The following is a 19919-nucleotide window of genomic DNA, read 5'->3' on the forward strand; positions in this document are numbered from 1 at the left end:
AAAATGTGTTAAAATAATCGAGCGATGCTGATATCGAAAGAGTAATACCCTGAATAGGTTCCCGGAATTAGTTCTTCATTTCCCCAGGTAGCGCCTCCATTCAGAATCCAGATACGACTAATGATATGGTTATATTCCATACGAATCGAACGCGTTTTTAAGGTTAATCTGGATTTTGCATTGACATCCACCAAATTTTGATTGTCATCAGGAGAAACGCCATAGCCAAGGCGTAATCCAATATAATTCTCCGGATCTGAAAAGTAGCGTCTGGCTTGCAATTGTCCTGAAACGGAAGTCCCATCAGAGCCCGGAGTTACATACGAGCGCAAAGAAATCCAATAATTACTGACATATTTCCCGAGTGTAGCTGTAAAGATTGATACATTAGAACTGCTAAAATACAGTTGCCTCATGCCGATTGATCCTTCGAATGATTTTGGAAAATTATGATACAATTCAACTCCAAACCGATTTTCAGGGAAAACCGAACTTCTAGAAAATCCATAATTCAGATACAGATAATTGTTTTCACTGATTTTGGGGTAGGCATCCAGTTCGTATTGAAACCCAGTGTCACCAAACCTTTGAGCCATATTTACCCGGGCAATAACAGATCCTAATTTGGTTTTGCGGCCATAGGAGAACGCCGTCAACTGCCAGGGGTCGCGGTTAAAATCCTTATCGAAAATATCGAGGGTATACGAAATTTTCAATTTGTTTTTCATTACATCAGGTCGGTATTCCTGTAATTTTTTCAACACTTCAGCCTGACCCGGATATTTCTGAATAAAATCCTCCAGCGTGGCAACGGCTTCTTTATATTTATCATTACTATGAAGTATTCGGGCTTTTTTTAGCAAGAAATCTTCTGAATATGGAGCCTTTTTCAAGGCCAGATCGCAGTACTCAATTGCCTTATCATAATTTTCAGACCAATACTCCACATCGACAAAAGCATCCAACGCGTCCATATTGTTGGGGTTGCGACTAAGCACTTCGTTCAGCACAATCCTGGTCGAATCGTATTTCCCATCCCAGGCGTAGGTTCGTCCAAGAAGCAAAGCCACATCCGAATCAAATCCCTTTGCCAGAATTGCTCTGCAAAGCTGGCGAGCCTTAGCCCTGTCTCCATTAAAAGCCAAATTTCTTGCTTCATCGTACGACTGAGCTGAAACATTGAGAAATAAGCCATTCAATACCAAAATAACCAATGCTAAAAATGGCTTTACTGAAGTTTTGTGCTTTATATCTGTTCTTAATCGGATCATATCATTATTTTTTCTGAATACCTTTCACTATTTCTTATCGTCAAAACCAACACGTGTCATATTTCCCCAAGTTTTCTTCTTCCGGATAAAGAAGTCGAAATTTCCACGCAAAGCCCAGTAAACAACCAGTGGATGAAAGATGATCGGTTCAATCCATGCCGTCAGAAGAAGTTTAATAATCATGCGCTTTTTCTTATACCTATTGTATGCCAGAAGATCGTATAAAATTGCATAGGTCGAAAAAGTGATGGAAAAAGTGTAAACAAAGAACAGCATGACATAAAAGAATGGCCAGTTAGGATTGCCAAGAAAAGCAATAACCAAGAAATAAATAATTCCAAGCAATTCGACTATTGGAGCCAACCACTCAAAAAATACCCAAAAAGGGTGAGAAACCATTCCCATAAATCCATATTTGCGATTAAGGAAAATGTTCCAGTGAATGAAAAGGGTGTCGATCGTTCCTCGAGTCCATCGATTTCTCTGGTTTCCCAAAACCTTTAAGGTAACCGGAACTTCTGTCCAGCACAATGGATCAGGAACATACGCGACTTTGTATTTGATATTTTGCTGCGACATGTATTTTCTCATCCTCACCACCAATTCCATGTCTTCGCCAACCGTTTTAGTGTAATAGCCACCACAACCAATTGCAACTTCTTTATCGAAAAGCCCAAGTGCACCCGAGATTAGCAGAAGTCCATCCAACCGGCTCCATGCCAATCTTCCCATCAGGAACGCCCGGGTATATTCAATAACCTGAAAACGCGCCCATAAGTTACTGGGGACATCAATCTCGATAAGCTGTCCATCAACAATTTTGCATGAATTGGCAATTCCAATAACACCTCCGGTTGCAATTACCCTACGATAAGGTTCTTCCAAAAATGGCTTAATCATTTTCTGAAGCGCGTATGGATCAATTATCGAATCAACGTCAATCGAGATAAAATAATCTCCTTTCGCAATATTGATTCCTGAATTGAGGGCATCGGCTTTTCCACCGTTAAATTTATCAACAATAGTAAGGTTATTGAATGCTCTTTTTCGCGATTTATAGATACCACGAATCTCCTGACAAGGTATTTTATAGTCAAATACATAAGTAACCTTTTCGAGATCAAAAGCTTCGATGGCTTTTTCAAGGGTATTGTCCTTACTTCCATCATTTACGACCACAATTTCAAAATTTGGATAGTAAAGTGCCAGCAGGGCTTTAATATTTTCAACAATGGTAAGCGATTCGTTATATGCCGGAGCTATAACTGTAATCATTGGCGCAAAAGGCGACGAGATGATAGCGTCATAATTTGTATTTAGCACAGCAAAATGATTCCGAATCAGTTCTCTGGCCGAAACTATGGCAAGCCATAAATACAAACTAAATATGCAGATTGCATAGATTAAAAAGAAATTCTCGAATATACCTGATATGAATTCTTTATACATTTGATTCAGTTTCTGGGATCAGTTACATGGGCCAGGAAAAGGTCAATTTCTAATTCACTGTTCTGGTTTAAAATTTTCAACCTTTCCTGCCCTTCACTATTCATGTAATATAATGAACGGCATGCTTCCGTTTTCAACGAGGTAGATTCTGATCGAATAATAGACTCCAGAAAATCATAATCTTCCTCATCTCCAATATTTTTCAATGCTTTTATAATTTCAAGCTTATTGTTTTGGGTTTCCGATGAATACATATTCTTAATCATCTGTTTTCCTTCATAAAGACGTAAATCATTTACTGCATGAATAGAAAGAAATCTGGTTATTTCGATAGGACTATCAAGTAACTTATAAATCGCTGGAGCATTTTCAAGTTGCTGGAAAAATACAATCATACGCAAACTAAAATTTCGTATCGTAGGAATTTCGGAATCAAGGTAATCAACAAATGCAGGAACAGGAACCTGATGAAGCCTGAAGGTAAAAAAAGATGATAGTTGTGTCCAACGTGGAAATGGACTTGTTAAAGTCTTCAAAAAAGCAAAAGGGTCGTCAGGATGAAGCCGGACATAGGCGACCTGAGCTTCTGTTCGAACCAGAAAATGTGAATCGTTGAGATAATTTGGTATAATTTCTTTTGCATTTTCAGGATCGAGATTGGTCAATGCCTTCAATCCTTCAATCCTTTTATGGTAGAATATTGATTTTGTAAGCTTTAAGGAATCCTTTTCCAATCCGAGATTTATAAATATTTGTGGAATTTGATTATCCATCTCGCCCCGAAGGTTTTCTTTGAATACTAAAAGTACACTTGTTAATATTTTTCTGTTTAGTGGCTTTTTTAGCTTCTTCAATTTCAAAAGTGCTAAATCCCATTCAATATCACCAAATAAATATGAACTCAATACCTCTTCATATGAATTACGATAGATCTGAATATACCTCTCACGGTGGGTCTTCATTTTGTTGGTGAAATACATAACCAGAAGGACGATGGAGATATTGATAATCAATGCGAATATAAACAATATGAAAAGAATGATAATCGGGTAAGTGTAGGTCTTATCAACAAGTTGCCTGTAATATTTCCTCAGAAACAAGGGTAAATTATTATTCCCGTAATCAATCATACGGCTTTTAAATTCCGAAACATTATTATCACCTACCACCCAAAGAACAAACCTGTTAACTTCTTTTTGATGTTGACTGATCTTCGCCTCAGGCTCGTCCTGTATCTGTTTTCCTTGTCCTTCTGAAATGAAAGCTGACGAATCGATTGGGGCAACTTCATCTTGCTGCAAAGCAGAATGAAGCGAATCATCGACTCCCGAAGATAAATTATTAGATTCTTTTGAATTATTAATCTGATTGTTAACGCCACCTCTGCATTCCTCCGACATCGGAAGAATAAAAATGAAAATAAAACATAAAAATACAGTGATAAATACTTTCGGCTTACGGATGCGTACTGTCATTGATAACCATTTATAGGAGTTGCTTAAAACATGACTTAACGTCTCAATGCCAACAATTTACGAACTCTGACATTAAGCTCTACCAAACTAAATGGCTTTACCATAAAGTCGTCGGCTCCAAGATCAAAAGCTTTTAAAACGTTATCCTCCGCTCCTGCTGCTGAAAGAACCAGGATTGGAATATTCTTCTTTCTTTCGTCGCGTATAATTGTGATAACTTCATTCCCATTTACAAATGGCATGTACAAGTCTGTGATAAGTAAATCGACTTCTGTATCTTCAAGAATTTGTAAACATTCTTTGCCATCATTTGCCTTAATAATCTCGTATCCCTCGCGTTTCAAGCTATGGAAAATCGTTTCTAAAATCAACTTATTGTCTTCAGCCACTAATATTCGCTTCATCGTCGCATCATTTATATTAAACATCAGTACTTATAAAAAATCAGGGAGTATTGTCCCATTTTTTCAACAACTTCGCATTGATTCGATTTCGAAGGTACAAAAAGCATTTCAATAAAAATACTGGAATTTGCTTATCTATTTAGAATTTAAAATTATTGTTTTTCTCTAATCATGAATTACCTTCGGAAAACAATCAAATTATAGTTTTGTTTTATAACTTACTGATAAATAATTTAATGCATTCAGGAATTATTAATACATGAAATGGGCAGGTGTGTCAAAGTTAACTCAAGCTGAAAATGCATAAATGACGAGTCTTGAATATATAAATAGATCTGGTATCCTGGTGAAAATTGAAAAGAACTAAATTGAAAATTTATTGAAATGAGAAACTCAATTATATCATTAACAATCACTATTTTATGTTTCTCTGCATTCGCGATAGGATGTAAAAAAAATAGTAGCGCTGAATTACCTGCGCCAGAATTAAAAGTAGATTCTGTTTATTCATGGTTAACCAATATGCAACAAGCCAACGGACTTTTACTTAGCAGTGAAGGAGGAAGACTTGTTTCTCTCTACGATAATGCACTTGCGGCAATGGCTTTTACATCGTATGGCGATTTAGATAAAGCTGAAAAGATATTCGACTTTTTTAATGGCCGACTTGAATCGGAGCTACTAAAAAGACCCGGAGGATTTGGGCAAATGCGGACAGTTGATGGGATTCCGGTTGACAATTCACCTCACCGATGGCTTGGTGATAATGCATGGCTGCTGATTGCATTGAATAATTATCATCATGTAGCTCAAAATACGAAATACCAAAATCTAGTAACCGCATTAACCAATTGGATAATTTCGTTGCAGGATACTGATGGAGGTTTGTGGGGTGGCTATGCCTCAAACGGATCCCGTATTTCGAAAATTGCAGAAGGAAATATCGATGCTTTTAATGCTATTCCCGGATACACTTCGTTTCATCAAAAACTCCTGATCTACTTCAAAAATGTAAGGTGGGACCAAACGGATAAACTTATCATCGCATGGGCTGAAAATCCGAAATATAGATATGCACTTGATGTGCTTTCGTGGGGCTATTGTTCGTTCGAAGACTTTCCTGTTGATGTGCTATCAAAGACAAGCCGGTTTAAAACGACCCAGACATCAACAATTACAAAAAAACCAATTAGCGGATACTGCTTCGACGAGGATCGCGATGTCGTTTGGCTTGAAGGAACTGGTCAAATGGCAGTGGCTTTTATCAAAGCAAAAATGGAAAGCGAAGCTCAAAAGTGTCTTCAGGAGATGAAGAAAAATCTGATTCAGAGTAACTCTTTCCCCGGATCATACGCATTGCCCTATTCTGCCAATTTTGGAACTTCGTATGGAAGCGATGCACTTTGGACTGGTGTCGATACCAACCCGGCAGTTTCCTCAACAGCTTGGTATTTATTCGGAATGTTACGTTTTGATCCTCTGGAATTGGGCTATTCGAAAAACATCCCCAATGAAGATAAATTCTGGACTAAATAACCTCAACTCCTTTTTTTCTGAGCAATTCCAGACTTAATTCCCTGAGTTTGTATTTTTGGATTTTGCCACTGGCAGTCATCGGAAATCCATCAACAAAAAAGATAAACTGAGGAATTTTATAGCGGGCAATTTTTCCCCGACAGAATTCCTGAACAGCTTCATCTGATAATTCACTGCCTGCTTTAAGCTTGATAAACGCGCCAACTTGTTCGCCATACTTTTTGCTTGGAACGCCAACAACCTCAACGGATTCAACTTCAGGAATGTTATAAATAAAATTTTCGACTTCGCGTGGGTAAATATTTTCACCGCCACGAATAATCATGTCTTTAATACGTCCGGTAATCCGATAAAAACCGTCAGGAGTTTTCACAGCCAAATCTCCGGAATGTAGCCAGCCATCCCGATCAATTGCTTTGGCAGTAGCTTCAGGATTCTTGTAATAGCCTTTCATTACATTGTATCCACGGCAACAGATTTCTCCATGTTCGCCAACCGGGCAATCCTCACCGGTTTCCGGATTAACAATTTTAACCTCGACATTGGGGTATTCAAAACCTACTGTGGTAGCGCGCACTTCAGGTGAATTATGGGTTCGTGTCGCAGTCATTCCAGGAGAAGTTTCTGTCAATCCGTACACAATGATGATGTCTTTCATGTTCATTTTCTGCATTACCTGGTTCATGGTTTCGATGGGGCAAAGTGAACCGGCCATGATTCCGGTACGTAATGAACTTAAATCGAACATGTCGAACATCGGATGGTTCAACTCAGCAATAAACATGGTTGGGACTCCGTATAATGCCGTACATTTTTCCTTCTCAACAGAAGCCAGAACCATCAACGGATCGAAATTCTCGACCATCACCATGGTGCTTCCATGTGTTATGACTGCACAAAGCGCCAATACGCATCCAAAACAATGGAACAATGGAACACAAACCAACAACCGCTCATGGGAGGTATATCGCATAAATTCGCCTGTAGCATAACCGCAATTCAGGATATTGTGATGTGTTAACATCACTCCTTTGGGGAAACCGGTAGTTCCGGAGGTGTATTGCATATTAACCGCGTCGTGGCAACAGATGGTTTCTTTGATTAATTCCAGTTCGAAATCATCAATGTGGCTTCCGAGCAACAAAAGTTCGGAAGTATTATACATTCCACGGTGTTTCTGCGGACCAATGAAAACTACATTTTTAAGTTTGGGGAATTTTTCGCTCGACAGGTTTCCTCTTGGGCTATCTTTTAGCTCGGGAACTGAGTCAAAAATCATATTCACATAATCGCTGTCGCGGAATCCGTCGATCAAGCAAAGGGTATGAATATCTGCATCATGCAGTAAGTACTCTAACTCAGATGATTTATAATTGGTATTGATGGTTACCAGAACTGCTCCGATTTTGGCAGTGGCAAACATAAATGTCAGCCAATCAGGAACATTATTGGCCCAAATACCCACTTTATCGTCCTTCGAAACTCCAATATATAAAAGCCCTTTGGCCAGTTGATCAACCCTTTCGTTAAATTGCGAATAGGTAAATCTTAAATTCCTGTCGGCATAAACCATAAATTCCCTATCAGGAGCTTCAATGGCATACTTCTCTAATAATTCGCCAAAAGTAAAATCAAGTAATTGCATGGATTTTTATTTTCAGTATGGATTGAAATCTAAAAAGGAGCATAAACAACAGCCAGTATTTTGGCAGACATACTGTTCCCTGCATGTACATTGTGTAATACGATCGAATCGAGATAAATACTGTCGCCTTTTGCAAGCCGGTAAAGTTCCTTGCCGTAATTGATTTCAATTTCGCCCTCAAGTACATAAATAAATTCCTCTCCTTCGTGCGATGAAAGCATGTAATCCGATTGCTGCCCGGGTTCAATTTCTACAATAAACGGCTCCATGTTTCGACCAGCCTTGTCAAACGCAAGCGAGAAAAAATTCAGATGCTCGCGTGTTTCGCTGCTTTGAGAAGTAAATCTTGCCCCTTTCTGATATTCGCCTGAACGAACAACTACAGGACCATATGAATCGCTGTCGTCGAGAAAAGTACCGAGGCGAACACCAAGTGCGCGAGCGATTTTCACCAGTGGAGCCAATGACGGAATATTCTTTTCCTGTTCAATTTTTTGAATCGTTGTAATATCCATTCCACTTCTGGAAGCCAGCTCTTCAAGGCTGACCTTTTTCATTTCACGAATCTGTTTTATTTTCTCACCAACGGTTATCTCGATTGTCATAGCTGGGGGCTTTTAAGAGAGTGATTCACAAAAATAGGTTTATTTTGCTTTCAAGCAAGCCTGAAATTTATGAAACTTTGACGAAAATAGTGCTTACTGTTTCATTGATAAATTACCCGATTATTCCATTCCTGACTTGTGACACTTTTGATTTTTCCACAGAGATCAATTTTTAAATTCCACATTATTAACAATTTAGCAATTAATATTTATTGATTTCACCGCACTAACGCCTAATTTTGCGGTATGTATTCAGTACGAAAAGTCAAAACTAAGTCGGGATCTGTTGCGGTTCAGGTTGTCAGGTATGTTGGTCACAGATCGATTGTAGGCAAACATATTGGTAGCGCCAAAGACCAGATAGAAGAGGCTGTTTTGAGGCAAAGGGCATTGGAATGGATCGATGAACAAACCGCCCAGTTATCGTTGTTCCCTGCCCAAAAACAAAAACTTTTAGTTGTAGACAGGGGCGAATGCATTGGGGTGACGCACCACTTTGCTTTTCGGTTCTTCATGGGCTGTTTCGATGAATGCGGTTTATCCCATCTTCCCCGCCTGTTGCTTGATCTGGCCATTATGCGCCTTATCGAGCCTGCTTCAAAACTCCGCTCTGTTGAACTGCTGGGATATTACTTCGGCATTAAATATTCTCAACGGATTTACCGCAATATTCCAAAGTTGTCAGCATACAAGGCAGATATTGAGCAATGTGCTTACAGGGTGGCACAACAGAAGTTCAATGAACCTTTCTATTTTGTGCTGTACGATGTTACCACATTGTATTTCGAGTCGTTTAAGGCCGATGAGTTTAAAATACAAGGGTTCTCAAAGGACAACAAGTCACAGCAACCCCAAATTGTCATCGGGCTGCTGGTAACACAAACAGGGTTTCCACTGTCGTATCAGGTTTTTGCAGGCAACACATTCGAAGGAAAGACAATGCTCCCGGTTGTGGAAACGTTTACCTCAGCCCACCCGCAGACACGGCCAATTATTGTAGCCGATGCCGCAATGCTGGATGAAGAAAGGCTTGCCGAACTCAGGGAAAAGAAACTATCGTACATTGTTGGTGCACGGCTGGCCAATGCGGAACTTGGATTGGTAAAACAAATCCATGCAACATTGAACGGGAAACACGGTGCCATAGCCCGCTTTCCATCGCGATACGGTTATTTGGTGTGCGATTTTTCACTCAAACGGTATAAAAAGGAATTGAACGAGCTAAACAAGCTTGTTCAAAAAGCCGAAGAGCTGGTGGCAAAGCAGTCACTGAAAGTGAAGGCTCAATTTGTCAGGAAGGTTACTAAAGAAAAAATAGAACTCAACACGACATTGATAGAAAAAAGGAGGCTGTTGCTTGGAATTAAGGGGTATTGCACCAACTTGCCCGAACAACAACTGTCCAACCAAATGGTCATAGACCGTTACCACCAGCTCTGGCACATTGAACAATCGTTCCGCATGAGTAAGTTTGATTTGCAAACCCGCCCAATATACCATCAAAAACAAGAAGCGATCAAGGCTCACGTACTGATTTGTTTTGTCGCTCTGATAGCAGAAAAATACCTGGAAATAATCACCAAATTATCATTGAGGGAAATCCGGTTCCTTGTCTGGAACATAACAGAAACCCATATTCAAGACCGATTGACCAAACAAACATTTGTCTTCCGATCCCCCACAAAGGAAATCATGAATAGCCAACTTGCAAACCTTATTACCAAATGGAATCTGCTACCGCACTAAATGTCACAAGTCAGGACCCGATTATTCCATTGGAAGGATTTCAGATTGGCATCCACCAGAGTAAAAGAAAAAATCTAATTCTTGATAATCTTCTTAACAACTGTTGTCTGATCAGTCTTGACCGCAACAAAATAGATACTGGTAGGCTGATTGGAAAGATCGAAGATCGGTGTTTGGCTGACGCAAACAACTTTTCCGGAAAGGCGGGTTACCCTAACACTGTTAACATTTTCGCCCAGCACAGTAAATATTCCTTTCCCCGGATTTGGATAAATAACTAAGGTATTGCTACGAGTTGATTCCGGGAGACAATCAGACAGGAAATAGAAGATCGGTTAAAACCTGAAAAGATTAAACCTGTTTTCCTGAATGTTGAAAACCAGTAATTTGCCACTGATTACTTCACCATATCCGGTAATGATTTTGATGATTTCATTGGCCTGAAGTGTTCCGGTAATCCCAGGCAAAACACCCAACAACCCAATTTCATTTTCTTTATAAATTCCATCTTTGGGAACATTGGGATATAAATCTTCCAAAGTCGGTCCGCCCTGATAATTAAAAACGGTGATTTGCCCTTCGTAATTCAGGACTGAGGCAAAAGCCAGCGGCATTTTTAATTTCGCCGAAACCTGTCCGATCAGTGTCCTGGTTTTGTAATTATCGGTGCAGTCGGCCACTATATCGTATTCCTGAAAAAGTTTTTCGGCATTTTCGGGGTTGAGTCTAAAATCGTAGGTTTGAATTTCAAGTTCAGGATAAAGTGCCTGCAATTTTTGAGCTGCAATTTTTACTTTTTTGAGCCCCACTTCGGCAGTTGTGTATAAAACTTGTCGTTGCAAATTTGACAGACTTACAATATCATCGTCAACAATGCCAATTGTACCCACTCCTGCAGCTCCCAGGTAAATCAGCAACGGACTTCCCAAACCTCCGGCACCAATTACCAAAACCCTTGCATTTTTTAGTTTCTCCTGACCTTCATTCCCAATTTCAGGAAGTGAAAAATGTCGGGTAAATCTCGATAAATCTTCCTTACTCAGCTTTCTCATGATGGTGATCATGTTCGTGTTCGCCCGTGCCAATAACACAATCGCAATTTTGTCCCCATTCACTGGTGCCGTCAGTAAAAAACTCGTGTTTCCAGATGGGCACTTCATTTTTTACCTTGTCGATAATAAATTGATTCGCGTCATAAGCCTCCTTTCGGTGCCCAGCGCCGGTGATGACCACCACCGCACAACCGCTAATCTCAACCCGTCCCAAACGATGAGCGCAAATAGCCTGGTTCAGTTTGAACCGGGAAATGGCTTCCTTCAAAATCTCCTCAATCATTTTATTCGCCATGGGCTCGTAAGCTTCATATTCCAGATGTGTAACTTCCCTGCCCTTGTTATTGTCACGAACTTCGCCACTGAAAAGCACCACTGCCCCACTATTCGGATTTCGGAATTCGTCGAAAAGTTCGCTGTAATTCAGGTCTGTATGTTGCAGATGTTTCATTGTATTTAAAGTTTAACCTCCACTTGACGGCGGAATCAGAAAAATTGCGTTTTCAGTTTTTATCGGATCGCCTAACGAAACAAATGCTTCATTCACAGCAATCCTGCAACTCGTTAAAACTTCAGTTGCTTCGGGGTTGATGGCTTTTAATCCGTCAATAATTACTGAATAGTTATCTCCGGATTCAACATGAACAGTTGTTTCGCTCCCGAAATATTTCCTGAGTCCTGCAAAGCAGATAATTTTAATCGCTCTTTTATCCATTTTTATCCTCCAATATTTCTCATTGACAATTCACTTCCATGAAATTTGACTGGCTGTTTCAGGCGCAGCAATCCTCTCAGCTTTTCAGTCAGCAGAACATCGTCATGAATATAAGGTGAAAGTTTTTCGCCGTGCGCATTGCTCAAACATCCGTAGAAAATACCGTTGCTATCCATTCGCAGCCGGTTACAATCGTGGCAAAACGGAGTCGATTCGTTGGCAATAATCCCGAATGTTCCGCCACCCGAAGTCCGCCAGTAATTTGATGTTTCAGCGTATTCTCTTTTCACCGGTTCAATCGTATACTTTTCCTGAATGACGGCCAGCATTTCCTTTTCCGAAAAAAACAGCCCGTTCTCCGAATGGTACAAATGTCCCATTTTCATCAATTCCAGAAAACGGATTTTAACGCCCAACCCAGCAGCGTAATCGAGCAATGGTATAATCTGAGAATCGTTCTTTCCCCGCATGATCACTGCATTTAATTTTACATTCATTCCTGCTTTTACGGCAGCTTCAATTCCCTGAAAAACCCTTGCGGTATTGGGATGACGAGAAATTTCACCGAAGATATCCTGATCGATTGCATCGACCGAAATGTTGATTGACTTCACACCTGCATCAAAAAGTTTTGACGCTCTTTCTTTCAGTAAATATCCATTGGTAGTGAGCCGAATATCAGAAATTCCGATTTTTTGAATGTGATTAATCAAATAAAAAAGATTACTATGCAATAGCGGTTCACCACCGGTCAACCTAACGCTTTTTAACCCGGTCAAGCGATGCACCGCCTCAATCAGTTTAATAAATTCATCTGGAGCGAGAGGTTGGTCTGCAGTTTGCTCTTGGATTGTCTTTACTGATATGTTACCGAAATCCTCGCTGACACAATACACGCATGAAAAGTTACACTCATTCAATAAACTTATCCTGAGTTTTTCGAACCGCCTTCCCCGATTGTCTTCAATCTTTATCATGGTTTAATTTAACCATTTATATAATAATTTGTTCAGTCGTGTCGATCACTCATAGACTCTATTTCTGCATTTCTCGCATGGATAATAAAAAAGTATAATTCAGCGTCATCCCTTTGTTCTCCCGAATTTGTTAATCCATTATTAATCATGAAGAATCAAGCATTTAGGCAGATCGTGCCAAAAGATAACTGTTGGGTGAACCAAATAGATTTTTCCTTTGTTACGCTATTGACTAAGAAAATATTATCGCTTTACATTCTGACTTATTCGCTAAAATTGAAAGATCCTAAATTTGAAATACTATGGCAATTTTTAAATTGAAAGTTAACAGAAAAGAATATCAGGTAGATGTTGATCCTTCAACTCCGATGCTTTGGGTACTCCGGGATCATCTCAATCTGGTAGGTACCAAGTTTGGCTGTGGAATGGCACAATGCGGCGCCTGCACCATTCACCTTGACGGTGTTGCAGTGCGTTCGTGTATAACCTTTGTGGATTCAGTAGGAGACAAAGAAATAACAACCATTGAAGGACTTTCTGAAAATGGAGATCATCCGCTTCAACAAGCATGGATTGAACATGATGTGCCGCAATGTGGTTATTGCCAGAGTGGACAAATAATGAACGCAGCAGCATTATTGAAAGTAAATCCACATCCAACCGATGAAGAAATTGAATCGGCCATGAATGGCAATATTTGCCGTTGTGGAACCTACACCCGAATCAAAGCAGCCATAAAAACTGCGGCCAATTCTTAATGGACCTTATATTTCAGGTCTGCTACTAATTTTCTTTGTTGACAGATGAAACGAGCCATGAGTAAAACATACTCACACACGAGGATGACAAAATAGTGAGTTCCATATGGCAATTAAGAAGCAAATTATAGACATATGAAATAGTTAATCTAAAATCACGAAACATGACAATTGTAAAAACAGAACTCAATAGACGTTCATTTATAAAAAGTTCGTTGTTAACTGGTGGGGGTCTGCTGATTGGTTTTAACTGGCTGGCAGCAGCCTGCAGTACATCTGCATCTAAAGGACAGTCCATTCCTGACGAATGGTTTGAAATCAACGGTTATTTAAAGATCGGTGAAAATGGGGTGGTTACCATCATGTCGCCAAATCCTGAAATTGGCCAGAATGTAAAAACATCAATGCCCATGATTGTCGCGGAAGAACTGGATGTTGACTGGAAAAATGTGTTGGTTGAACAAGCTCCGTTAAACACAGCTATTTTTAACAGACAACTTGCTGGTGGAAGTGATTCCATAAAGCAAAGCTGGCCGGGTCTTCGAATGGCGGGGGCTTCAGCTCGAAAAATGCTGATGGATGCTGCTGCAAAAAAATGGAATGTACCGGTTGAAGAAATCACAACAGAACTTGGCATATTGTATCATAAAAATAGTGGCAAAAAAGCTGGTTATGGCGAAGTCGCTTCTGCCGCAGCCCAACTACCTGTCCCCAAAGAGGTCGAATTAAAAGACCTGAAAGATTTTAAAATCATTGGAACTTCTAAAAAAAATGTGGATGGGCATAAAATAGTGGTTGGCCAACCCTTGTTTGGCCTCGATTACAAAAAAGAAGGAATGCTAATTGCCATGATCGTCCATCCGCCGGCTTTTGGGATGAAACTGAAATCTTTCGATGCAACGGATGTAAAGACCAAACCTGGAATCAAAGACGTTTTTCAAATTAAATTATTTAACGACGACTATAAACCACAGTGGTGCGACACAACTTCGTTCACTGAACTGGTTGCCATTGTTGGCAATTCAACCTGGGAAGTAATGAGCGCCAAGGCGTATTTAAAAGTTGAATGGGAGCCCTTTGCGGATTATAAAATCGCCATGGCGGGTTGGGGAGGAGATCAGCTCGTTAATGTTCCATCCGGGCTTGAAAGTACGGCCGACCACAACGCCAAAATGGTGGCAGCAGCTGCCAAACCGGGTAAGATTGAGCGAAGAGATGGCAATCCGGAAGAAGCTTTTAAAAAAGCAGCCAAGGTGATTGAACGTACCTATACCGCACCATTTCTGGCACACACGCCGATGGAGCCCATGAACTTTTTTGCCGATGTATCTGCTGATAATGCGATATTAGTTGGACCAATTCAGTCTCCTGAATATATGGAAAAGACCTTGTCGGCACGGCTTGGTTTGCCACTTGAAAAAATTGACATTCAGATGACCCGGATGGGAGGTGGATTTGGACGACGCTTGTACGGACATTTTATGGTTGAAGCCGCATTGATTTCGCAAAAAGTAAAAGCGCCGGTTAAACTGATTTATACACGCGAAGATGAAATCACATTTGGCATTTATCGTCCGGCATATCACGCTTTGTATAGGGCCGCGTTGGATTCAAACAATAATCTCACTGCTTTTCATGTCAAAATGGGCGGAGTTCCTGAAAATGCACTCCATGCTAACCGGTTCCCTGCCGGAGCAGTAGATAATTACCTGGCCGAAAGTTGGGCCATTGAATCGAACATTACTGTTGGGGCAATGAGGGCACCTGGTTCCAACTTCAATGCCGTAGCGGAGCAGTCGTTCCTTGACGAGCTGGCAGAAGCAATGGGCAAAGATCCCATCCAGTTTCGTCTCGATCTATTGAAAAGGGCAAAGGAAAATCCGGTGGGCGAGAAAAACGATTACGATGCAGCCCGTTATGCCGGAGTAATTGAATTGGTGCGCGACAAATCAGGCTGGGAAAAAGATTCTGCCGGAAAGAATCGCGGAGTTGCGGCCTATTTTTGTCATAGTTCGTATGTGGCAAATGTGGTGGATATCACCGGAGATAAAGATAATCCTGTCATTCAAAAAGTTTATACTGCTATCGACTGTGGGGTTGTTGTGAATCCGGATGCTGCAATTAACATGACCGAAGGTGCCATCGTGGACGGAATTGGACAGTCCATGTATGGACAGCTCACATTTAGTAAAGGTCAACCAGATCAGGATAATTTCGATTCTTATCGTTTGATCCGGCATACCGAAGCTCCCAAAGAGATTGAAGTTCACTTTGTTCAGAATGAGATTCATCCAACAGGCCTTGGCGAACCACCTTATCCACCGGTTATGGGCGCATTGGCAAATGCTTTATACAAAGCAACCGGTGATAGATACCGCCATCAACCATTCATTAAAAACAGTTTTGAATCATAAAGAAACCCGGATATTTTTAGTTGAACGCGATGACACACGAAATAAAATTGCTGTTTCAAACATTAAAGACCTGGCAGCAACAGGGGAAAAAAGCTGTTTTTGTTACCGTGGTCGATTTGGAAGGTTCTTCCTACCGGCGTCCCGGTGTTCGCATGGTATTTAATGAAGATGGCGATTCTACAGGTGCAGTTAGTGGAGGCTGCGTTGAAACGGAAATAGAACGACAGGCTCAAAGTGTATTTAAAAGTGGGAAAGCAAAATTAATGACCTACGACGGTCGCTTGCGGATCGGCTGCGAAGGGATTCTTCATATTTTAATCGAACCAGTTTTTCTTTCTGAAGAACTTTTGAAAAACTTTGAAACGGCATTAAAACACCGGCAAAATTTCAGGATTGATGCTTATTACTATCCTGAAGTAGGCGAACATAAAAATGCAGGAACAGTCGTAATCTTGAATGGTAAAACATATTCCTTAAATCCATTTTTTGAATCAGTGCAGATTGATGATCAGGAATGCTTTTCTCAAAAATTCAACCCCCTGTTTCAATTGTATATTTTTGGAGCTGAACACGATGCTGTTCAATTGTGTCAGGCAGCCAAATTACTGGGCTGGGAAGTGACAATTGTGGCTTCGGCAGATGAATCAAAATCCTGTGATTATTTCCCGGGTGCTGATGCTTTAATCTCTCCATTTTTCGAAAACATCGACACCTCGGATGTGGATGAGCAAACGGCAGTGGTTATTATGACACACAGTTATAATAAAGATGTGCAATATCTGATGGCGCTGAAAGAGATCAGACCTGCTTACCTCGGTATTGTCGGTTCAATAAACCGGAGGGAACGATTGTTATCAACTTTACTCGACTATTTTCCGGATATTTCACCCGAATTTCTGGAACAGATTCACAGCCCGGCAGGAATCAACATTGGCGCAGAAACTGCTTCAGAGATTGCCGTTTCCATTCTGGCCGAAATCTTAGCTGTAATTCGGAATAAAAAGCCCGAAGCATTACGAAATAAAGTAGGTTCAATCCATGGCTGAAATTCCGGTTTTACTTTTGGCAGCTGGTGGTTCAAGCCGAATGGGACAACCCAAACAGTTGTTACCCTGGGGGAACCAAACCCTGATCGAGCATCAAATTGAGATTTTGCAGGATACAGGCAATCCGATTAATGTCGTTATCGGTTCAAATTCGGATCTTGTCATTCCCGTTATTGAGAAATATCCGGTAAACATCTTTATTAATACGGATTGGGAAAGTGGAATGGGTAGCTCCATTTCGTTTGGAATCGGTCAGATAATCCAGAAATTTCCGGCGGCAGATGGAGTTTTGATCACTTTGCTGGATCAACCCTTGCTTACGACTTCCTACTTTGAAAAAATGTTTGACGCCTATCAACCCAATTCTAAACAAATCCTGGTCTCACGCTCCGCTTCAGGATGGACAGGCGTTCCCGTACTTTTTGATCAATGCTTTTTGAAGGAACTTACCGAATTGAGCAATGACAAAGGCGCTAAAAAAGTTATTAAACGCCACGAAGAAAATGTAATCCGATTGGAATCTGACGACATATTGGAGGACATGGATACCTTTCAATCCTACCAACAATTATTGGAAAAATATTTGACTAAACTCTAGTTTAAAATCCGGTATTCATTCGGTGAAAATCCGGTATTCTTCTTAAACATTCGGGCAAAATGCTGTGGGTGCTTAAATCCTAACTCGTAAGCAATTTGGCTGATCGATTTGCCTGGTTCGTAAATTTTCTCCTTTGCAATTTCAATCAATTTCAACTGAATGTGCTCTTGTGCCGATTTACCGGTTTCCTTTTTTAGCAAATCGCCCAGGTAGTTGGACGATAGAAATAGTTTATCGGCACAATAACTCACCGAAGGCAGTCCGAGTTCAGTGGGCAAATTAGTTGAAAAGTATTCATCTACCACCTTTTCAAACCGTGTTAAAACATCTTTATTGACATTGCTTCGGGTTATAAACTGGCGCTCATAAAAGCGTTTACAGTAATTCAGGAACAATTCAATGTACGAAACAATAAGGGTTTTGCTGTGCGAGTCAATGGCATGTTCCAATTCATAGCCGATCTTCTCCAAACAATCATCAATAATAGCCCTTTCCCTTGTAGAGAGGTGCAGCGCCTCATTTACTTCGTACAAGAAAAATGAATAATCTTTAATATTCCTTCCCAGCGTTGTACCATGAATCAAATCAGGATGAAATACTAACGCCTTACCTTTTCCCTGCCGCTTTTCGCTCTTATCTGCAAAGCCATAAACCTGGTTTGGAGCAACGAAAACTAACGTGCCTTCTTCATAATCGTAGGTACTTACGCCGTAAACCATGTCACCACATTTCACGTCTTTCAGGAATATGGCATATATTCCCAGTTGCATCCTGAAATAGTAAAAAGGTTCCTTTTTCGCAAAATCAACAACACTTACCAGTGGATGCAAGGTTTCCTGTCCCACCATATTGTTGTATTCGGTAACGGTATTTAATCGGGTAACCTCGCTCATAACTTTTCATTTAACGTTTTATTCTCTGACAAAAGTAAAGAACTCATTTTTAAAAAAGTACAGCCAAATTAAGAATCCGTAATTTAGGTAAGCAATACCGTAATTTGGGTTATTCATTCCTGTTTTTTCCTTCGAAATTTGCACAATACAATTTTTATGAATTACAAAAACAGAAACAATGAAAGCATTCACGTATTACAACCCAACCAGAATAGAGTTCGGAAAAGGAAAAGAAAAAAACATCGGACAATTTATCGCTGAATACGGCATAACAAAAGTTCTGATTGTTTACGGTTCGGAAAGAATCAGAAAAAGCGGTTTGTTTGATACCGTAGCTGATTCATTAACTGACAACAAAATCAGTTACGAAGCGCTAGGCGGAGTGCAAAGCAACCCGGTTTTAAGCAAAGTTTATGAAGGCGTTGCATTGGCTAAATCATCGGGTGCTGAAGCTGTTTTGGCAGTTGGAGGCGGTTCGGTGCTCGACTCGTCGAAAGCCATTGCCGCTGGTGCAACTTACGATGGCGACGTTTGGGATTTTTTCACCTACAAAGCTGTTCCCAACAAAGCATTGAAGATTTTTGATATTATAACGCTTGCTGCAACCGGTAGCGAAATGAACAATTTTGCTGTGGTGACCAAAGAAGAAACCAAAGAGAAATTCAACCTGGCCGGGGCTGCAACTTTTCCAACTGTTTCAGTTATAAATCCTGAACTTCAGGCTACCGTAACAAACGAATATTTGGTTTATTCGGCTGCCGATATTTTTGCGCATAGTTTGGATATGTACCTGTCGGCCACTTATTTGCCTGAACATATGGCCGGATACGTTGAGAATATCCTGAAAACTGTTATCCGTACCACCGAAATTCTGCTTAAAGATGCAAGTAACTACGAAGCCCGTGCCGAATTTGCCTGGGCTGCCACACAAGCATTGAACTTCACCACTTTCTGCGGCGTTGAAAACAACCGCTACGACACTCACTTTATAGAACACACCTTATCGGCTGAGTACAATATTGCCCACGGAGCAGGCTTGTCGATTGTAATGCCAGCCTGGATGAAATGGCAAAAGAACAATCTGCCCGAACGCTTCGTACAATTCGCCAAAAACATGTTTAATGTTGATGGCGCTGATGCCGGAATTGAGGCTTTGAAACAATGGTATCAGAAAATTGGAGCCCCGGTAACTTTAAAAGAAGGCAACATTCCGGAAGAAGATATTCCCGTGTTGGTTGAAAAGTTATCGGTAGTTGCTAAAATGTGGGGCGCTGAAGGCTTATATACGAAAGAGATGATAACCACCGTATTGGAAAATGCGAAATAAAATAATAT

General features: G+C 40.5%; 19 protein-coding genes. 7 read left to right on the top strand and 12 right to left on the bottom strand.

Features of this window, described 5'->3' with window-relative positions; all coding sequences use genetic code 11:
- Positions 1-8: 8 nt before the first annotated feature.
- Genes AQPE_RS07435 through AQPE_RS07450 form a run of 4 tightly spaced genes read right to left on the bottom strand, consistent with a single transcriptional unit; the run spans position 9 to position 4599 of the window.
- A complete protein-coding gene (locus tag AQPE_RS07435; RefSeq protein ID WP_318350428.1) occupies positions 9-1271 on the bottom strand; it encodes a YaiO family outer membrane beta-barrel protein in 1263 nt (420 codons plus the stop codon).
- A gap of 27 nt (positions 1272-1298) precedes the next feature.
- Positions 1299-2720, bottom strand: coding sequence for a glycosyltransferase family 2 protein (locus tag AQPE_RS07440; protein ID WP_318350429.1), 1422 nt, complete (start codon positions 2718-2720; stop codon positions 1299-1301).
- Positions 2721-2725: 5 nt separating this feature from the next.
- A complete protein-coding gene (locus AQPE_RS07445) occupies positions 2726-4195 on the bottom strand; it encodes a HEAT repeat domain-containing protein (protein ID WP_318350430.1) in 1470 nt (489 codons plus the stop codon).
- Positions 4196-4230: 35 nt separating this feature from the next.
- On the bottom strand, positions 4231-4599 hold the full coding sequence (locus AQPE_RS07450) for a response regulator transcription factor (protein WP_318350431.1): 369 nt from the start codon (positions 4597-4599) through the stop codon (positions 4231-4233).
- Between the two features lie 384 nt (positions 4600-4983).
- Here AQPE_RS07450 and AQPE_RS07455 point away from each other — a divergent pair, with 384 nt between their 5' ends.
- Positions 4984-6135: a hypothetical protein gene (locus tag AQPE_RS07455; RefSeq protein ID WP_318350432.1), complete on the top strand. Its 1152-nt coding sequence runs from the start codon at positions 4984-4986 to the stop codon at positions 6133-6135.
- On the opposite strand, the gene AQPE_RS07460 is transcribed toward AQPE_RS07455, so the two are convergent.
- Together AQPE_RS07460 and AQPE_RS07465 are read right to left on the bottom strand one after the other, a co-directional pair.
- On the bottom strand, positions 6128-7780 hold the full coding sequence (locus AQPE_RS07460) for an AMP-binding protein (protein ID WP_318350433.1): 1653 nt from the start codon (positions 7778-7780) through the stop codon (positions 6128-6130). The two genes, AQPE_RS07455 and AQPE_RS07460, sit on opposite strands and share 8 nt — an antisense overlap.
- Before the next feature lie 29 nt (positions 7781-7809).
- A complete protein-coding gene (locus AQPE_RS07465; protein ID WP_318350434.1) occupies positions 7810-8385 on the bottom strand; it encodes a helix-turn-helix domain-containing protein in 576 nt (191 codons plus the stop codon).
- A gap of 246 nt (positions 8386-8631) precedes the next feature.
- Here AQPE_RS07465 and AQPE_RS07470 point away from each other — a divergent pair, with 246 nt between their 5' ends.
- Entirely contained in the window at positions 8632-10131 is a 1500-nt protein-coding gene (locus AQPE_RS07470; RefSeq protein WP_318347493.1) for an IS1634 family transposase, read from the top strand.
- A 74-nt stretch (positions 10132-10205) separates the two neighbouring features.
- On the opposite strand, the gene AQPE_RS23875 is transcribed toward AQPE_RS07470, so the two are convergent.
- From AQPE_RS23875 to AQPE_RS07490, 5 genes are read right to left on the bottom strand one after another with little or no spacing between them, the layout of a single operon-like run.
- Complete coding sequence (locus AQPE_RS23875; RefSeq protein WP_404801015.1) at positions 10206-10463, bottom strand: T9SS type A sorting domain-containing protein; 258 nt, start codon at positions 10461-10463, stop codon at positions 10206-10208.
- 3 nt (positions 10464-10466) lie between these two features.
- Positions 10467-11183 (bottom strand): HesA/MoeB/ThiF family protein, encoded by a 717-nt coding sequence (locus AQPE_RS07475; protein WP_318350435.1) that lies wholly within the window; start codon positions 11181-11183, stop codon positions 10467-10469.
- Positions 11167-11634, bottom strand: a complete 468-nt coding sequence (locus AQPE_RS07480) for a molybdenum cofactor biosynthesis protein MoaE (RefSeq protein ID WP_318350436.1) — start codon at positions 11632-11634, stop codon at positions 11167-11169. The genes AQPE_RS07475 and AQPE_RS07480 overlap by 17 nt, the downstream gene beginning before the upstream one ends.
- Before the next feature lie 12 nt (positions 11635-11646).
- Positions 11647-11898, bottom strand: a complete 252-nt coding sequence (locus AQPE_RS07485) for a MoaD/ThiS family protein (RefSeq protein ID WP_318350437.1) — start codon at positions 11896-11898, stop codon at positions 11647-11649.
- A gap of 2 nt (positions 11899-11900) precedes the next feature.
- On the bottom strand, positions 11901-12875 hold the full coding sequence (locus AQPE_RS07490) for a GTP 3',8-cyclase MoaA (protein ID WP_318350438.1): 975 nt from the start codon (positions 12873-12875) through the stop codon (positions 11901-11903).
- 302 nt (positions 12876-13177) lie between these two features.
- Here AQPE_RS07490 and AQPE_RS07495 point away from each other — a divergent pair, with 302 nt between their 5' ends.
- The 4 genes from AQPE_RS07495 (at position 13178) to AQPE_RS07510 (ending at position 17691) form a co-directional block, all read left to right on the top strand.
- Positions 13178-13633, top strand: coding sequence for a (2Fe-2S)-binding protein (locus AQPE_RS07495; RefSeq protein WP_318350439.1), 456 nt, complete (start codon positions 13178-13180; stop codon positions 13631-13633).
- A 164-nt stretch (positions 13634-13797) separates the two neighbouring features.
- Positions 13798-16047, top strand: coding sequence for a xanthine dehydrogenase family protein molybdopterin-binding subunit (locus AQPE_RS07500; protein WP_318350440.1), 2250 nt, complete (start codon positions 13798-13800; stop codon positions 16045-16047).
- A 29-nt stretch (positions 16048-16076) separates the two neighbouring features.
- Complete coding sequence (locus AQPE_RS07505; protein ID WP_318350441.1) at positions 16077-17093, top strand: XdhC family protein; 1017 nt, start codon at positions 16077-16079, stop codon at positions 17091-17093.
- On the top strand, positions 17086-17691 hold the full coding sequence (locus AQPE_RS07510; RefSeq protein ID WP_318350442.1) for a nucleotidyltransferase family protein: 606 nt from the start codon (positions 17086-17088) through the stop codon (positions 17689-17691). The genes AQPE_RS07505 and AQPE_RS07510 overlap by 8 nt, the downstream gene beginning before the upstream one ends.
- Here AQPE_RS07510 and AQPE_RS07515 read toward each other — a convergent pair.
- Positions 17688-18584 (bottom strand): helix-turn-helix domain-containing protein, encoded by an 897-nt coding sequence (locus tag AQPE_RS07515; RefSeq protein WP_318350443.1) that lies wholly within the window; start codon positions 18582-18584, stop codon positions 17688-17690. The two genes, AQPE_RS07510 and AQPE_RS07515, sit on opposite strands and share 4 nt — an antisense overlap.
- 178 nt (positions 18585-18762) lie before the next feature.
- Here AQPE_RS07515 and AQPE_RS07520 point away from each other — a divergent pair, with 178 nt between their 5' ends.
- Positions 18763-19911: an iron-containing alcohol dehydrogenase gene (locus AQPE_RS07520; protein ID WP_318350444.1), complete on the top strand. Its 1149-nt coding sequence runs from the start codon at positions 18763-18765 to the stop codon at positions 19909-19911.
- Positions 19912-19919: the final 8 nt, after the last annotated feature.

The organism is Aquipluma nitroreducens (assembly GCF_009689585.1).
Lineage (GTDB): Bacteria > Bacteroidota > Bacteroidia > Bacteroidales > Prolixibacteraceae > Aquipluma > Aquipluma nitroreducens.

Excerpts from the sequence above, each read along its gene's own strand:
- AQPE_RS07470 (WP_318347493.1), top strand. The coding sequence starts at position 8,632 with ATGTATTCAGTACGAAAAGTCAAAACTAAGTCGGGATCTGTTGCGGTT.
- AQPE_RS07510 (WP_318350442.1), top strand. The coding sequence starts at position 17,086 with ATGGCTGAAATTCCGGTTTTACTTTTGGCAGCTGGTGGTTCAAGCCGA.
- AQPE_RS07475 (WP_318350435.1), bottom strand. The coding sequence starts at position 11,183 with ATGAGAAAGCTGAGTAAGGAAGATTTATCGAGATTTACCCGACATTTT.
- AQPE_RS07495 (WP_318350439.1), top strand. The coding sequence starts at position 13,178 with ATGGCAATTTTTAAATTGAAAGTTAACAGAAAAGAATATCAGGTAGAT.
- AQPE_RS07515 (WP_318350443.1), bottom strand. The coding sequence starts at position 18,584 with ATGAGCGAGGTTACCCGATTAAATACCGTTACCGAATACAACAATATG.
- AQPE_RS07505 (WP_318350441.1), top strand. The coding sequence starts at position 16,077 with ATGACACACGAAATAAAATTGCTGTTTCAAACATTAAAGACCTGGCAG.
- AQPE_RS07435 (WP_318350428.1), bottom strand. The coding sequence starts at position 1,271 with ATGATCCGATTAAGAACAGATATAAAGCACAAAACTTCAGTAAAGCCA.
- AQPE_RS07485 (WP_318350437.1), bottom strand. The coding sequence starts at position 11,898 with ATGGATAAAAGAGCGATTAAAATTATCTGCTTTGCAGGACTCAGGAAA.
- AQPE_RS07455 (WP_318350432.1), top strand. The coding sequence starts at position 4,984 with ATGAGAAACTCAATTATATCATTAACAATCACTATTTTATGTTTCTCT.
- AQPE_RS07450 (WP_318350431.1), bottom strand. The coding sequence starts at position 4,599 with ATGAAGCGAATATTAGTGGCTGAAGACAATAAGTTGATTTTAGAAACG.
- AQPE_RS07520 (WP_318350444.1), top strand. The coding sequence starts at position 18,763 with ATGAAAGCATTCACGTATTACAACCCAACCAGAATAGAGTTCGGAAAA.
- AQPE_RS07440 (WP_318350429.1), bottom strand. The coding sequence starts at position 2,720 with ATGTATAAAGAATTCATATCAGGTATATTCGAGAATTTCTTTTTAATC.
- AQPE_RS07480 (WP_318350436.1), bottom strand. The coding sequence starts at position 11,634 with ATGAAACATCTGCAACATACAGACCTGAATTACAGCGAACTTTTCGAC.
- AQPE_RS07445 (WP_318350430.1), bottom strand. The coding sequence starts at position 4,195 with ATGACAGTACGCATCCGTAAGCCGAAAGTATTTATCACTGTATTTTTA.
- AQPE_RS07500 (WP_318350440.1), top strand. The coding sequence starts at position 13,798 with ATGACAATTGTAAAAACAGAACTCAATAGACGTTCATTTATAAAAAGT.
- AQPE_RS07490 (WP_318350438.1), bottom strand. The coding sequence starts at position 12,875 with ATGATAAAGATTGAAGACAATCGGGGAAGGCGGTTCGAAAAACTCAGG.
- AQPE_RS07465 (WP_318350434.1), bottom strand. The coding sequence starts at position 8,385 with ATGACAATCGAGATAACCGTTGGTGAGAAAATAAAACAGATTCGTGAA.
- AQPE_RS07460 (WP_318350433.1), bottom strand. The coding sequence starts at position 7,780 with ATGCAATTACTTGATTTTACTTTTGGCGAATTATTAGAGAAGTATGCC.